The organism is Pseudomonas sp. KSR10 (assembly GCF_022355455.1).
GTDB lineage: Bacteria > Pseudomonadota > Gammaproteobacteria > Pseudomonadales > Pseudomonadaceae > Stutzerimonas > Stutzerimonas stutzeri_E.
Window position 1 is genome coordinate 400440 of the sequence record NZ_JAKOEN010000023.1, and the last position, 14803, is coordinate 415242.

At 62.2% G+C, this 14803-nt stretch carries 16 protein-coding genes; 9 read left to right on the forward strand and 7 right to left on the reverse strand.

Annotated elements, in window-relative coordinates; genetic code table 11:
* Window positions 1-78: 78 nt before the first annotated feature.
* Window positions 79-723 carry a glutaredoxin 2 gene (grxB, locus tag MCB86_RS21510; RefSeq protein WP_239612116.1) on the forward strand — a complete coding sequence of 215 codons (645 nt, stop codon included), beginning with the start codon at window positions 79-81 and terminating at the stop codon, window positions 721-723.
* 175 nt (window positions 724-898) lie between these two features.
* Here the strand turns inward: grxB and MCB86_RS21515 are convergent, their stop codons facing one another.
* Window positions 899-2053 carry a DUF1615 domain-containing protein gene (locus tag MCB86_RS21515; RefSeq protein WP_045161711.1) on the reverse strand — a complete coding sequence of 385 codons (1155 nt, stop codon included), beginning with the start codon at window positions 2051-2053 and terminating at the stop codon, window positions 899-901.
* A 196-nt stretch (window positions 2054-2249) separates the two neighbouring features.
* Here MCB86_RS21515 and MCB86_RS21520 point away from each other — a divergent pair, with 196 nt between their 5' ends.
* The gene (locus MCB86_RS21520; RefSeq protein WP_239612117.1) at window positions 2250-3212 is read left to right on the forward strand and encodes a hypothetical protein; all 963 of its coding nucleotides are present in this window, start codon (window positions 2250-2252) and stop codon (window positions 3210-3212) included.
* Window positions 3213-3302: 90 nt separating this feature from the next.
* On the opposite strand, the gene MCB86_RS21525 is transcribed toward MCB86_RS21520, so the two are convergent.
* Together MCB86_RS21525 and fdhF are read right to left on the reverse strand one after the other, a co-directional pair.
* Window positions 3303-3785 carry a DUF1641 domain-containing protein gene (locus MCB86_RS21525; RefSeq protein ID WP_045161714.1) on the reverse strand — a complete coding sequence of 161 codons (483 nt, stop codon included), beginning with the start codon at window positions 3783-3785 and terminating at the stop codon, window positions 3303-3305.
* Window positions 3785-6748, reverse strand: coding sequence for a formate dehydrogenase subunit alpha (gene fdhF, locus MCB86_RS21530; protein WP_239612118.1), 2964 nt, complete (start codon window positions 6746-6748; stop codon window positions 3785-3787). The genes MCB86_RS21525 and fdhF overlap by 1 nt, the downstream gene beginning before the upstream one ends.
* A gap of 262 nt (window positions 6749-7010) precedes the next feature.
* Between fdhF and MCB86_RS21535 the strand changes: the two genes are divergently transcribed.
* Window positions 7011-7856: an AraC family transcriptional regulator gene (locus tag MCB86_RS21535; protein WP_045161716.1), complete on the forward strand. Its 846-nt coding sequence runs from the start codon at window positions 7011-7013 to the stop codon at window positions 7854-7856.
* A gap of 70 nt (window positions 7857-7926) precedes the next feature.
* On the opposite strand, the gene MCB86_RS21540 is transcribed toward MCB86_RS21535, so the two are convergent.
* The 3 genes from MCB86_RS21540 to MCB86_RS21550 all read right to left on the reverse strand — a co-directional run bounded on the left by MCB86_RS21540 (window position 7927) and on the right by MCB86_RS21550 (window position 9807).
* A complete protein-coding gene (locus MCB86_RS21540) occupies window positions 7927-8514 on the reverse strand; it encodes a LysE family translocator (RefSeq protein WP_045161717.1) in 588 nt (195 codons plus the stop codon).
* Between the two features lie 88 nt (window positions 8515-8602).
* On the reverse strand, window positions 8603-9244 hold the full coding sequence (locus MCB86_RS21545) for a DUF1109 domain-containing protein (protein ID WP_045161718.1): 642 nt from the start codon (window positions 9242-9244) through the stop codon (window positions 8603-8605).
* Window positions 9241-9807 (reverse strand): sigma-70 family RNA polymerase sigma factor, encoded by a 567-nt coding sequence (locus tag MCB86_RS21550; protein ID WP_239612119.1) that lies wholly within the window; start codon window positions 9805-9807, stop codon window positions 9241-9243. The genes MCB86_RS21545 and MCB86_RS21550 overlap by 4 nt, the downstream gene beginning before the upstream one ends.
* 215 nt (window positions 9808-10022) lie before the next feature.
* Between MCB86_RS21550 and MCB86_RS21555 the strand changes: the two genes are divergently transcribed.
* The 6 genes from MCB86_RS21555 to MCB86_RS21580 all read left to right on the forward strand — a co-directional run bounded on the left by MCB86_RS21555 (window position 10023) and on the right by MCB86_RS21580 (window position 14565).
* The gene (locus tag MCB86_RS21555; protein WP_045161720.1) at window positions 10023-10295 is read left to right on the forward strand and encodes a DUF2282 domain-containing protein; all 273 of its coding nucleotides are present in this window, start codon (window positions 10023-10025) and stop codon (window positions 10293-10295) included.
* 15 nt (window positions 10296-10310) lie between these two features.
* Window positions 10311-11153 carry a DUF692 domain-containing protein gene (locus MCB86_RS21560; protein WP_239612120.1) on the forward strand — a complete coding sequence of 281 codons (843 nt, stop codon included), beginning with the start codon at window positions 10311-10313 and terminating at the stop codon, window positions 11151-11153.
* A complete protein-coding gene (locus MCB86_RS21565) occupies window positions 11150-11944 on the forward strand; it encodes a DNA-binding domain-containing protein (protein WP_239612121.1) in 795 nt (264 codons plus the stop codon). The genes MCB86_RS21560 and MCB86_RS21565 overlap by 4 nt, the downstream gene beginning before the upstream one ends.
* 1 nt (window position 11945) lies before the next feature.
* On the forward strand, window positions 11946-12419 hold the full coding sequence (locus tag MCB86_RS21570) for a DoxX family protein (RefSeq protein ID WP_239612122.1): 474 nt from the start codon (window positions 11946-11948) through the stop codon (window positions 12417-12419).
* A gap of 115 nt (window positions 12420-12534) precedes the next feature.
* The gene (locus MCB86_RS21575; protein WP_239612123.1) at window positions 12535-13206 is read left to right on the forward strand and encodes an HAD family hydrolase; all 672 of its coding nucleotides are present in this window, start codon (window positions 12535-12537) and stop codon (window positions 13204-13206) included.
* Between the two features lie 96 nt (window positions 13207-13302).
* A complete protein-coding gene (locus MCB86_RS21580) occupies window positions 13303-14565 on the forward strand; it encodes a DUF2254 domain-containing protein (RefSeq protein ID WP_239612124.1) in 1263 nt (420 codons plus the stop codon).
* A gap of 36 nt (window positions 14566-14601) precedes the next feature.
* Here the strand turns inward: MCB86_RS21580 and MCB86_RS21585 are convergent.
* Window positions 14602-14803 (reverse strand): hypothetical protein (locus MCB86_RS21585; RefSeq protein WP_239612125.1); only part of this gene is annotated, 202 nt, incomplete at its 5' end.

The window sequence follows — 14803 nt, forward strand, 5'->3', positions numbered from 1 at the left end:
TCGGTTTGCCGACGCAGGATCAAACGGATGCCCGGATTGCCGGTCACCTGCTCGAAACCCCGATTGAGGATGTGACCGATGAAGCTCTACTACTATGACCACTGTCCCTTCAGCGCCCGAGTGCGCATGGTATTGAGCCTGAAAGGGATCGAAGCCGAGCGTGTGGTGTTGCCAGCCGATGACGAACAGACCATCACTCAACTGATCGGTAAGCATCAGATACCGGTGCTGGTGCGTGACGATGGCACGCCCATGGCTGACAGCATGGACATCGTCAAATACCTCGACGCTTTAGATGGCCAGCCGATGATTGGTGAACCGGACACCCCTGCGCTAAGCGAGTGGCTGGAGCCGTTCGTGCCGAACCTGCAATACCTCGGCTATCCCCGCTGGACGCAGATCGGCCTTGAGGAGTTCGCCAGCCCCTCGGCCTATGAGCATTTCCGCAGCAAGAAAACCGAAACCGTCGGCGACTTCGATGAGGCGCTGGCCAACACCGAGGCCAAGGCGCGTGACGCGGATGCACAGCTAAGGCGACTGCCAGACATTGTCGATCTGACGCCGACTCATCAGCACCCATGCTGGGACGACATCACGCTATTTCCCATGCTTCGCAGCCTGAGCGTGGTGAAGGCAGTCGACTGGCCCGAAGAGGTGCGTGCCTACACCGTGACCCAAGCGCAGCGGTGCGGGCTGGACACGTTTTTCGACCGGGCACTCTGAATCGTCTTGAGATTGGATGGGCAGTACGCCACGAACGATGCCGAGTCCCAGTTTCGCCATCCCTCGTTCGACAAGCGTGAAGCCCCCATGCCAGGCTCCGCAGCCATGCTGGCCAGGCGAATCGAAACGGGCGGCCCGGCTGGGCATCGACACGCCTGGGTCGCCTGTGTCTTGGCTAATTGCCTACGCGCTTCATGCACGCCAGGTGCCGATCGTTGACGCGGTTGGCGAACCAGGCCGTCGTCAGATTGCGAGTGATTTTCGGGCTTTCCAGCCGAATTCCAGGCAGCACCGCGCGCGGCAGCGATTTGCCTGCACGCTTTTCGGCCAGCGCGAACACGCGTTCATACAGGCTGGTTTTCTCGAAGCCGTGGGTATCGCCGCGCTCCAGCGCGTTGCGAATTGCCGTTTCGCTCATGTCCAGCTTGCTCGCCAGCGAGCGAACCGCGCGTTCGGTCTGTCCGGCTTTGCTGCTGCCGTGAATGATCAGATCGCCATCGAGGGCCAGCTTGATGCCGCTGGCGCGGCTTACCGCGGCCTGAAAAGCAGCGTTACGGCTGGCATACCAACCGGCATTGAAGTCGGCGAAGCGGTACAGCGGCTGGGTGTAACTGGCCGGGTAATCGAGCAGGTGAGCGATGCCGAAGTACATGCCCCCACGTCGGGTGAACACTTCGTCGCGGATCGAACCCTTGCGCTCATAGGGATAGTCCCACCGGTGATCTTCGGCAAAGGCGATGCTGACCTGCATCGGGCCACCGGTCTTGACCGGGTTGAGCGTGCCGAACAACTGCTTGCCCAGCGGCATGATGCTGAGAAAGTCGTCGAAAATCGCACTCAACTGTTGTTCGGTGCGCACCGCATTCAGGCGCTCGCTATAGGTCTTGCCGTTAGGCGAGCGGACGTCCAGCGCCGCATTGACCACAAAACGCGGGACATGCAACCGGGCGGCACGGCGGTAGATTTCTTCGCGCGCGATCTTTGCCAAGCCTGGCACGGCAGGCGTCGCCTGAAAGGTCGATTCCTGCACGGTGACGGCCAACACCGAGCAGATGTTTTCGTTGCTCGGCGGGATATCCAGCGCATCGAATGCGGTGTAGATATCCATTGCCCAGCCTTGGCGATCCGGGATGTTGCTGGGGATCAGCCGGACGATTTTCGCCCGTACCTCATCGGGCCGGGGCGCGGGCGTTTCTGGCCGCTGAATGCCACAGCCGGCCAGGCTAAGCAGCAGAGCGCCGCCGATAATGGCTGCGGCGCGGCGGGTAAGCGGTGCTGCCGATGAGGCGTCGCCGACCGGTGAGTGTCGCTGAAAAAGTTGAAAAATCATGCCGTTCCGATCGTCGTGTACTGTGAGGCTTCGACAACGAAACGGACGAAGCTGCTGCGCAGTTTGCGTGAAAGCCTGGTGGCAATCAAAGGCACGGGAGCCGTCATTGAAACTTGCATCGCTCGTGTTGTCCGAACCCAGACGATCCCCCCATGCGCTGTGCTACCGGCGCCGCGTCTCAATCGAGCATTTATCCATGAGTGAACAACATTTCGACATTCGGCGACTTGAACGCTACGACAGCACCACAACCGAGTACCTGCTCGCGATCATTACCGATGAGGATCACGCTTCACAGGTGGAGCAGCAAGACGGGCGGATCGCCTGGCAATCGACCCTGCGCCATGACCGTCTGCATCGGCATATGGACCCGCAAACCGGCCTGGCTCGGTACCGGTTCGAGGATATACCGGAGGCAGAGGGGGGCGAATTCCAGTTGGTCAGTCTGATTGCCGAAGGCGGGCGTGGCGCGGAGTTTTCCGAACTGGTGATGTTCGGCAAACGCCTGGTCACTTTCGACGATCGCACCGGGCTGGTCTGCGAAGTCCGCGATCAAAATCAATTGGTGCCGCGCAACATTCTCATGACCGGCAGCGGTGACGAAGCCTTCAAAGGTTTCAAGAGCGAATGGGCGACACTCTGGAACGATCAACTCGTGATTGGCAGCCACGGCAAGAGGCCGGCTGAAGAGTGGGTCAAGATGCTTGATCGCAACTACGGCGTGCGCAGCGTTAACTGGGCGGATCGCTACCAGCGCATCCGTGACGCGCTCGGCGTCGGCCCCGATGGCTACGTCATCCATGAAGCGGCGGAATGGCATCCGTATCGCCGTGAGTGGCTCTTCTTCCCGCGCAAGATCTCGAACGAACCCTTCGACGAGGCGGTGGACGAGCGAGAGCGCGGCGCCAACACGCTGATCATCGCCAACGAAGACTTCAGCGAGATTCGTACGCTGAAAGTGGGCGAGCGCATCCCCGAGCGCGGCATTTCTTCGTTCAAGATCCTGCCGGGTCACCCGGAGGAGTGCATCGGGCTCAAGAGCGTGGAAATCGGCGACCGTACGGAGAGCTACCTGTTCTGCTTCAACCTCGACGGTGAAGTTCTGCAAAACGATATCTTCATTGGCGATTACAAGTGCGAGGGGCTGGAGATTCTCTGATTCGGTCCGTAGGGCGCGACGCTCTACGTCCCTGCGACGCGAGCGTTGTGCCCCTCGTGCGACCGCAATAGCGAAAGCGCTGTCGACGCCTCACTGCTCGGTCCGCTTGCCGCTGAAGGCAGTGATCGGTTTCTCCGGCTCCTTGTCCAGCCCGCCCGCGAAGCTCTTCAACCCCTCGATGATAGGCATCAGTGCCGCCCACAACTCATCGTCGTGCAGCATCTTGTAAGCGCCGGTGACGCCTGGGGCTTCGTCGTGCTTGCCGTCGGGCTTGTAGTGCCCGACGGCGTGGAAGGCCTCCTGGAAGGCGAACACTACCTTGCAGAACTGCGCCGGCTCGATGCGCGACAGTGCCATGCCCAGGATCGACAGGTTCTGCACGGCGTTGAGCGAACCTTCTTTGCTCAGGCCGTCGACCAGCACCTTGAGCAAGCGGTCGTGCGAGCCTGCCAGATCATTGGCGAAGCGCAGCACGCCACGCTGGTGCAGGGTTTCGAGGAGCGTATCGAGTTCTTCACGCGCGCTTGGGCCGATCGGCGTCGGCGGGACGTCGTAGTTCAGTCGTTGGGCCATCAGAATCTCTCCGGATGCTGGGCTTGGGCGGGCGGGGCGACGTAATCATCGCGGTACCACTTCACCTCGACGGGCACACCCTCGTTCGGCGTGCGTTTGGCATGGCGGAAGCTGTTCGGCGGTAGCGGCGGTTCGCCCTTCTCGGGAAGGACCTCCAGTCTGACCGCGGTTTCCTTGTAGGCCGGCGTGTTCACGTCGGGGTCATGGTGTTCGCCGGTAAGCAGGTTGAGCCCGGGCTTGCCCTGATGGATAGGCATGAACAGCGTCTTGCCGGCGACCCGGTCGGTCACGGTCGCACGCACTTCCACCGAGCCGCGTCGCGAGGTCACGCGCACCCAGGTGCCGTCCTCGATGCCGCGCTCGGCAGCCAGCTCCGGGCTGACCTCGACGAACCAGTTCGGCGCCTGCGACCAGATACGTGGGCCGCGGCCGGTCTGGTTGGTGCTCTGGAACTGTTCGAGCATGCGCCCGTTGTCGAGCATGATGTCGTACTCGTCATCCGCCGCTTCGGCCGGCTCCTTCCATTCCAGCGGGAACAGCACGGCCTTGCCGTCATCGGTGTGGAAGCGCTCGGTGTAGAGCAGCGGGGTGGTGCTGCCGTCGCTTTGCATCGGCCAGAACAGCGACTGCCAGCCTTCCAGCCGTTCGTAGCTGATGCCCTGGAACAGGGTGGCGATGCTGGCCGCCTCGTCCATGATCTGGCTCGGGTGGGTATAACCCCAGTCGTGGCCCATGCGTTTGGCGAGATCGGTGAGGATCTGCCAGTCCGGGCGGCTGTTGCCGAGCGGCGGCAGTACCTGGTAGAAGCGCTGGATGCGCCGTTCGGTGTTGGTGAAGGTGCCGTCCTTTTCCACCGAGGGGCAGGCTGGCAGCACCACGTCGGCGAACTCGGCGGTGCGGCTGAGGAAGATGTCCTGCACCACCATGAAATCGAGGCTTTCGAAGCCGCTGTGCACGTTCTTGCTGTCGGCGTCAGAGAAGGCGGTTTCCTCTCCGACGATGTACATCGCCTTGACCGAGCCCTCGTCGGCACCCTGAACCATGGTGAAGTTGTCGTTGCCCTTCTCCAGCGACAGCGACTCAGGCGAAACCCCCCAGGCCTTGGCCCACTTGTTGCGGTTCTTTTCCTCGGTGACCTTCTCGTAACCGGGGTACATGTTCTTCAGGCAGCCGAAATCGCTGGCTCCCTGCACGTTGTTGTGGCCGCGCATCGGGTAGCCGCCGGTGCCGGGCCGGCCGTAGTTGCCGGTAACCAGCAGCAGGTTCGACAGCGCCGTGCTGGTGTCCGAACCGTGGCTGTGCTGGGTGATGCCCATGGCCCAGAGCAGGCACACCGACTTGGCCTGCCCGATCAGCTCCGCAGCCTCGATCAGCTTTTCCTTGGCGATGCCGGTGACTTCGGCGGCGAAATCCATGGTGAAGGGGTCGAGCGATTTCCGGTATTCCTCGACCTGGTTGACCCGGGCGCTGAGGAATTCCTGATCGGCATAGCCGTGTTCGAACATGTAGCGCGACAGGGCCGAGGCCCAGACCAGGTCGGTGCTGGAATTGGGTCGCAAATGAATATCGGCGCGTTCGGCCATCTCGTGCTTGCGCGGATCGAACACCACCCACTGCTGCCCGCGGTGTTTCTTCTGCGCCTTGAGCTTGGAGGCGATCACCGGATGGTTCTCGGACAGGTTGCTGCCGACCATCACGATCAAGTCGGCTTTCTCCATGTCCTCAATGGTGCCGGCATCGCCGCCGTAGCCGACGGTGCGGAACAGGCCTTTGGTGGCCGGGTTCTGGCAGTAGCGCGAGGAATTGTCGACGCTGTTGGTGCCGATGATCGCGCGGGCGATTTTCTGCGTGAGATAGGCCTCCTCGTTGCTGGCCTTGCTCGAGCCGATGAAGCCGATGGCGTCCGGCCCGTGGCTGTCGCGGATCTGCATGAGCCGATGCGCGACCAGATCCAGCGCCTCGTCCCAGCTCGCCTCACGGAACCGCCCGTTCTCGCGGATCAGCGGCGTGGTCAGGCGTTTAGGGTCATTGACGAAATCCCAGGCGAACTTGCCCTTTATGCAGGTAGAGATGCCGTTGGCCGGAGCATCGACCACCGGCTGCACCTTGAGGATGTGCCGGTCGCGGGTCCACATCTCGAAGGAGCAGCCCACGCCGCAGTAAGTGCACACGGTCTTGGTGCGCTTGATCTCCGGCTGGCGCCAGTGCATGTCCATTTTCGAGATGGCGGTGATCGGGCGGGCACCAATGGTTTCCTCGAGCTTCTTGACCATGTCGATCATCGGCCGCTTGATGTCCTGCGGCAGCGACGTGAACGGGCCGGCATCCGGCTGCATGGTCTTCTCCAGCAGCGCATTGCAGGGGCAAACGGTGACGCAGTGGCCGCAGCTGACGCAGCTCGACTCGTCGATCGGCTTACCGCCGTCCCAGAGCACGCGTGGGTGCTCCATGGTGAAGTCGATCGACAGCGTCTCGTTGACCTCGACGTTCTGGCAGGCCTCGACGCAGCGGCCGCAGAGAATGCACTGGTCCGGATCGTAGGTGTAGAAGGGATTGGAGTGGTCTTTCTCGTAGGGCTTGCGTTTGAACTCGTAGCGCTGGATCGGTGGATCGATCTGCGCATAGGTGTTATGCAACGTGCAGTCGCCGGTGTTGTGCTCACAGACCGTGCAATACAGCTCATGCTTGGCCACCAGCCGGTCCATTCCTTCCTCGCGGGCCGCCTTGGCCTCGGCGATCTGGCTGGTGATTTCCAGCCCGTCGCGGGCCTTCAACGTGCAGCCGCGCACCAGTTCTCCGTCGACTTGTACCCAGCAGACATCGCAGGTCTGTGGCGAGCCCAGCGCACGGTGATAACAGACGTGGGGCAGGTCAATGTCGTGCCTGGCGAGGAAATCGATCAGCGGGGTGTCGGCTTCGCCGACAAGAGGGGCGCCGTCATAGTGAATCGTGCATTCGGTCATCAGGCCTCCGGGTTATTTTATGCCGAGGCTTAGGAACAGAGGCTCGGGTAGCGCAGCTGATGCTTGAGCCTGCTCCGGTTTCCTAGCAGTGGATGGCTACTAGAGGTGACTGGTGGTCAATGTGATCGTTCAGGAACCGCGACGAGAGGCGTCTGGCGAATAGAAGCAGGCATTTGCTCGACGATGGCGCCCTGCGCTGCGGTCAAGAGCGCCATTTTCGGCTAACCTGAACCTTCTCGTAGCAGCCTGTATCAGCCCCGTCATGCATCAGCCAAACACCACAGATCAGCGCCCGCTTGCTGGCTCCAGCTTCTGGCGGGACCATTCGTTGCCTTTCATCGAGTCGCGCAGCGTGGCGGACGGACGTCGCGTCTGCTATGCGCGGCACAGCCATGAGACTTTTTCCGTCGGCTTGATCGACAGCGGCACCAGTACCTACATCAATGGCGATCAACAGTGCCGCATCGATGCGGGCACGCTGGTGCTGATGAATCCAGGTGACGTGCATGCCTGCAACCCGATTCGCAATCAGCCCTGGGCGTACCGCATGCTGTATGTCGATGCCGACTGGCTGAGTGATCTGCAGGATGAACTGGGCATGGGCGGTGCGGGGTTTCGCTGCTTCGCGCCGATTCTAACGCGTGATTCGGAGCTGCAAGCCGGTTTCAGAAAGTTGCATGCGGCATTGACCGATGACCATGCCGACCATTTGCACAAGCACAGCACCGCGGTGGAGTTCTTCAGCGCCATGCATCAGCGCCTGGGGATGCAGACCACGGCGCCGGCGAGCGATCCGAAGCTTAGGCGTGCAGCCGAATTCATTGCCGACAACTACCAGCGTTCCCTCAAGCTGGAAGAAATCTGCTCGACGGCCGGTGTGTCGATATCGAGCCTGATCCGGTCGTTCAGGAAGCATTACGGAATGACGCCGCACGCCTATCTGACCAACCGTCGGGTTCAGTTCGCGCGAGCGGAATTGCGCCGTGGCGTGCCGATCGCCGAAGTGGCGTTGGCCGCGGGCTTTGCCGACCAGGCGCATCTGCAGCGCGCCTTCAAACTGCTACTGGCGGCAACGCCAGGGCACTACCGTGGCCAGCGTCGTGCCTAGGCGGATGTATTGGACGACCGGCCTGGTGCCCGCTATCGCTTGACCTTCGACCGGCTAGAACACCAACACGTTAGAACGCCAATAGGTAGACCGCGCAACCAATCAGCAGGGCCGCCATCACCCGGTTGAACAATCGCAGCCGCGCGGCATTGTTCAGGTAATGCCGCAGAAAGGTGCCGGCATAGGCCCAGCAGGCCAACGAGACGTAGCAGATCACGAAGTAGATCGCCGCGAAGCGCCATACCGAAGGCAGATCACCGGCGGCCGCGAACAACCCCATTCCGGCCACCGAGGCCAGCCAGGCCTTTGGATTCAACCACTGCATCATGGCGCCGTAGAGCATCGTCGGCCGCAGCGCCGGCTTTTGGGTGTTCAGGCGACCGTCGTCGCGCGCCAGCCGGTAGGCCATGTAAATCAGGAATGCGACGCCGGCCAGCCGGATGGATTCCGTCAACCAAGGCCATCGCCCCAGGACTTCGCTCAGCCCGAGACCGATCAGCAACAGCAGCAGGGTAAAGCCAATGGTGGCGCCGCTGACATGGCGCATGGCGGCACGCAGGCCGAACTGGGCGCCACTGCTCAGCGCGACGATATTGACCGGGCCGGGTGAGATGGAAGAGGCCAGCGCAAAGGCGGCCATAGAGAGGAACAGGCTCATCGAAACTCCTAGTTTCACGCAGGGATTACAGCGCGAAGATAGGAGGGGGCGTTGCGTCGGTATTGAATGAAATGCGCGTCGTAACGGTTTACCAGCGCAGCAGTCGCGGCCCCAACAGGGTGCCGATGACGGTGGGTACCAGCATGCCCAGTACGTACCAGACCGCCCAGAAGGCCACGCTCATCTCCGGGCAATGCAGGCTGTAGGCCAGCGTCGCCATCGAGCCGGCCAACAGGCCGCTTGCCGCTCCGGCCAGGCGCAGCCGGGTCGGGGCCAGGCCTCGCATGGCCCAGAACACCGTGAAGAGCGCCGGGATTGAAAGCACGGCGATATTGACCGGACAGCTTCGCCAGGTACTGCCGAGCACCAGTGTCCAGCGACTCTCGGCCGATACGCTGAGCAGCAGACCCGCTGCCGCCAACCACACGGCACCCACCGGCAGGCCGATCACCGCCCAACTGCCGCCAGCGCGTACGCCGGGCCGAGCCAGGCGGCTGGTCATCATCAAGGCGCCACCGAGCAGCGAAGCGGGCAGCGCCAGTTTGCCCCAGAACAGCGGCTTGGCGGCCACGTCGGCGAGGTCCGGGCGCACGCCGAAGAGCGTCAGCAATACCAGCAGAGCGAGGAACAGGCCGATCACAACGGCGAGACTGAAGCGCTTGGCGACGATCCGAGGTTCGACGGGCGGCACATTGCTGGCAAGCATTGAAATCAGGTCGTCGGTTTTCATCGGGAACCTCTAATCAGGGCGGCCAGCGCCTTCAAACCACGGTGCACGCCGACCTTGACGGCCGATACGGACAAACCCGTCAGTGTGGCAGTCTCGTCCACTGACAGTCCCTGCAGCTTCACGTGAAGAATCGGCAAGCGCTGTTTATCCGGCAACTGTTCGAGCAGCCGGGTCAGATCGCGCTGTGCCTGCTCGGCGTGGTGATCCTCTTCGGCAAGCAGCATCGCGTCGTCGTCCAGCGGGTCGTTGAGCGCCTCGCGTCGTGCATGGGCGCGGAAATAATCCATCAGCTTGTAACGCGCAATGGCCTGCACCCAAGCGGTCAGCGGCTGGTCGGAGCGGTAGGTATGGCGCGCGTTGTGCACCGCCAGCAAGGCCTCCTGCAGCAGATCTTCGACGTCCGCCGAGTGCAATCTGCGCCTGAGAAAGCTGCGCAAATGCGCACCGAGCAAGGTCAGGAACTGCCGATAACACGCCTCGTCACCCTCCAATCCCCGCAACAGCAGCGCTTGCAGGCGGATCTCGCGCGCCTTCAATGCCTCATGGTGGGTAGTTCGTTCCATCGGGTGCTCTGGTTACAAGAGAAGAGAATTTTTCGCTGCTGCGATTCGCTGGGTTCAATGACCCATCAGCTTGAGGCGTCGATACGGTAGGGCCGGCCGAAAAAAATCTCAAAAATATTTTTCCGCCCTGTAACCGTTACCCCGCACCTTACGAACTATCGATTGAGTGGCCAGCAAACCCGCTGGTCGCATCTGCGAACCGAATGGAGAACCACATGAATACTCTCGCTCTTACCGCTGCTGCCGTTGCTCTCGCATCCCTTGCCGCCGGCGCCACGGCGGCCGAAAAAACCGAAGGCGCCATGGAGAAGTGCTATGGCGTCGCGCTTGCGGGTCAGAACGATTGCAAAGCGGGCGCCGGAACAAGCTGCGCTGGCACGTCGAAAATGGATTACCAGGGCAACGCGTGGAAGAACGTTCCGGCCGGCACCTGCACCTCGATCGAGACCCCCAAGGGCATGGGCTCGCTGACGCCTATCGAATCCTGATCGCCTAGGCTGCCGATGATCATGTCAGCTCACTTGGGGGCCGGTCTCAGTCTCAAGCCCGAGTACTACGAGGCGGCGCATGCCTGCACCGCCTCCGGGCTCTGGTTCGAGGTGCACCCGGAGAACTACATGCTCAGCGGCGGCCCTCGTCTGGCCTGGCTGGAAGCAGTTGGGGCGCAGCATCCGCTGTCGCTGCACGGCGTGTCGTTATCGCTGGCAGCGGATTGCCCGCCGAACGAGTCGCATCTGCAACGCCTCAAAACCTTGGCCGAACGCATTCGGCCAGCCCTTGTTTCGGAGCACCTCGCCTGGTCCGTCTGGCGAGGTCAGTACCATCCCGATCTGCTGCCGTTTCCACGCACGAACGCCGCGCTTGCGCGGATCGTTGATAACGTCCAACGCACTCAGGATGTTCTCGGCCGGCAGATCGCCGTTGAGAATCCCAGCCATTACATGCGCATTGAGGGGCACGAGTGGGATGAGATTGATTTTCTCGCCGAGCTGGCCAGGTGCAGTGGTTGTGGCCTGCTGCTGGACATCAACAACGTCTATGTCAGCGCGCATAATCTCGATTTCGATGCGTTTGCCTATGTCGATCGCTTCCCGGCTCAAGCCGTGCTGGAGGTACACCTGGCCGGACATAGCCAGGATCCGCAAAGCGACTCCGGTTTACTGATCGATTCCCACGACGCACCGATCACCGGGGCGGTCTGGGCGTTGTATCAACGACTGATCGAACGAATCGGCGCGCGACCCACGCTGATCGAACGTGATGATCAACTACCGGCTTTCACCAACCTGCTGGGCGAGCGCGATTGCGCGCAGCGATTGCTGGATCAGCAGAGGAGGGTGGGATGAGCGTGTCGCTGGGACAGTTCCAGGACGCCTTCGTCGAGGCCCTGCAGGGTGTCGAACCGGTGGATTCCAACGAAGCGCATGGCATGATCGCGGCGCTCACGGCTCAGCCAGGCTTCGCGGTCTATCGCAATACGGTCATGAAAGGCTGCGTGGATGCGCTGCGGGCCAACTTCCCAACGGTCGAGCGGCTGGTCGGCGCCGAATGGTTCGCCGCCGCGGCCGCCCACTATGTCAGGCGCTCGCCCCCAGTACTGGCGCAACTGATCGAATACGGCGTCGGCTTCGCAGACTTCCTGCAGTCCTTCGAGCCTGCACGGGAACTGCCCTATCTGGCCGGCGTGGCACGCCTCGACCGGCTTTGGATCGAAGCGTTCAGCGCGGCGGAACAGGCACCGCTGACACTGTCCGCATTCGCCGCACAGGCGCCGGAAAAACTCGCCGAACTGCACCTCAGCCCAAGCGCCGCAGCACGCTGGCAGTGGTTCGCATTGCCTGTCTTCACCATCTGGCGCTGCAACCGCGAACAGCTGGACGTGCCCCGATCACTGGTCTGGCAGGGTGAAGGCGCGGTGCTGTGCCGTCGGGATGGGCGCGTTGTCTGGCAGCCGTTGGGGGCTGGCGGTTGCGCGTTTCTCGATGCGTGCGCCGCGCGATGCCGACTGGACGAAGCGTCGACCCTGGCACTGCAAGCCCAACCCGATCTGGACTTCAACGACCTGCTGGCACGCCTGTTCGAGGCCGGCGTATTTGCCGCTGACCCCAGCGGCACGACGAACAACCGAGGCGATTGATATGGACACGCCACACAGCACCTCAACCACCGCCCCATCGTATTGGCTTCAACGCTGGAATCGCGTCGCTGCCTGGCTGCAGGCCGTTGTCAGCGACTCCGCATTGTCACTGGTCGCCCGTCTGGCGATTGCCGCCGTGTTCTTCTATTCCGGCCGGACCAAAGTCAGCGGCATATTGACGATCAAACCGGGCACCTACGACCTGTTCGAGACCGAATACGCGTTGCCGCTGCTTTCGCCCCATTTGGCCGCGCACCTGGCGACCTACGCCGAGCACCTGTTTCCGCTGCTGCTGGTGCTGGGCCTGCTGGCGCGGCTATCGGCGCTGGCGCTGTTGGGCATGACGTTGGTGATTCAGGTGTTCGTCTATCCTGACGCCTGGCCCACCCATCTCACGTGGATCGGCCTGATGCTGGTGGTGATCGGTCGCGGGGCGGGCTGGTGGTCGCTGGATCGGTTGCTGGGGATTCGCTGAGCGATTCGCCAAGTGACACGGATGCGCCGCTAAACTCGACGGGTTTGTCGCAGTCCAACGGCTGTCTGCGCATTCGGAGGCATCCTGCCGACCGCGCCCCAACTCAGGAGACCCGATGGCCACTATCGAGCTGCTGATCAGCGATTGCGATGGCGTGATCGTCGACAGCGAAATCATCAGCCACCGCGTGTTGTTCGAGGCCTTGAGCCTGCATGTACCCGCTGACCGGTTGGGCGAGGCCCTGGAAGGGACCTTCGGCCTGACGGTACCGAGCATCATCGATCTCATCGAGAAGCGCTTCGACCTGCAAATGCCCGCCACCTTCGACGCCGACCTGCGTCGGCAAAGCGAGAAGGTGGTGGCCGAGGAGGTCCAGGCGATTCCGGGCGTCCGCGAAGCCTTGCTTGCCATCGATCTGCCGCTGGCGGTGGCATCCAACAGCCGTCTGCACAACGTCGAGGCGTCGCTGCGTCGCGCCGGGCTGACCGAGCGCGTCGCGGGGAACATCTTCTGTGCCGATATGGTGCCATCGCCCAAACCGGCTCCGGACGTCTATCTACTGGCTGCCGAGCGCATGGGGGTGGCGCCGGGGCACTGTCTGGTGGTCGAAGACAGCCCGACCGGTGTGCTGGCGGCGCGCACCGCCGGGATGCAGGTGATTGGTTTCACTGGCGCCAGCCACATTCCGGCCGGCCACGACCAGGCGTTGCGTGAGCTGGGGGTGTCGGCGGTCATCAGCGATATGCGGGAACTGCCGGCAATGGTTGCTCGTTTCCTGGAGCATTGAGGGCCCGATTGCGGCTAAGGACAACAAACTTCCAATCTTGCGCAACGGCCTGGGTCTGATCTTGTCTGTACTGAAACCTACGGATTGGAGTGGCAGATGGTCGAGCGCTGGAAGTGGTTTCTCATCCGTATCAGCAAACGACCCTGGTTCAGGGCCAGCCTGTTCTCCGTCCTGGGTGTAGCGACTGCGCTGGTGGCCCTGGCGGTGGCGCCCTATATTCCCGACGACGTACCCGCCAAGATTGGCTCAGACGCGGTCGATAACATTCTCAACGTACTGGCTTCGAGCATGCTCGCGGTGACCACCTTCTCGTTGAGCATCATGGTCGCGGCCTACGGTTCGGCGACCAGCAACGTGACGCCGCGCGCCATCTCGCTGTTGGTGGAAGACCCCACCACGCAAAACACCCTGTCGACGTTCATCGGTTCGTTCATTTTCAGCCTAGTCGGCATCATCGCGCTGAGCACGGGACTTTATGGTGCGCAAGGGCGTGTGGTGTTGTTCGCGGCGACGATCATCGTGGTCGTTCTGGTTATTTATGCGCTGCTGCGCTGGATCGATCAGCTTTCAGGGCTGGGCCGAGTCGCGGAAACCACGGCCAGGGTCGAACGCGCTGCGACACGTGCACTGTGCCAGCGCATGGAACAGCCCTATCTCGGCGGACGCCCTCTTGAGGTGGACCCCAGGGGGCTACCAGGTGCGCGTCCCTTGTACGCCGAGAAGGTCGGCTTCGTGCAACACATCGACATGCCTGCGCTTGGCGAACTGACCCGGTCGGCGCACAGCTCGGTCTATATCTGCGTGCTGCCCGGCGTGTTCGTGGAGCCCACCCAGCCGATCGCCTGGTCCATCGGTATCGATGAGAAATGTGACGGCGCGCTGTGCACCGCCTTCGTCATCGGCGCGCAACGGACCTTCGAGCGCGACCCGCGTTTCGGCATGACCGTAATGGCGGAAATCGCTTCTCGCGCCTTGTCGCCAGGGATCAACGATCAGGGCACCGCCATTGACGTCATCGGCCGCGGCGTTCGCGTGCTGTCGCACCTGCGCCGGCGTGCAGCGCCCGAGAATCCGAAGTTCGAGCGGGTGTTTGCCCCGGCATTGAGCGAGGCGGACATGCTGAACGATTTCTTCACACCGATCGCCCGCGACGGCGCAGCGATCGTCGAAGTGGGGCTGTGCCTGCAACAGGCACTGGCGTCGCTGGGGCGGCTTGGCGACGCGGCGGTCATGGTAGCAGCGCATCGGCAAGCTGAGCTGGCGCTCAAACGTGCTGAAACGGCGCTGACGTTGCCGGACGATTGGCAGCGTGTACGAAACGCTGCAGCCAATGCCGAGCTGACTGATAGCAGGTTTTAGGCGGTGGTCGAGACCTAACCAGGTTGCCGATGGGTGTTAGCGGCTTCGGCCGCTGGGCCGCCTTTGCGTCATTTTTCCTCGTATTGTCTCGCTTGCATCGCCTGATTTTTTTGACGGCTTGCTAGAGCCAGTGATGTCGCGGGGCGGGCTGAATTCGGCCAAAGATTGATCTTCGCAACTGGCTGCTTTCGGCCGATTCTGTTGAAAAAGTCCCGCCTCGATATTGGTCCACGAAAGA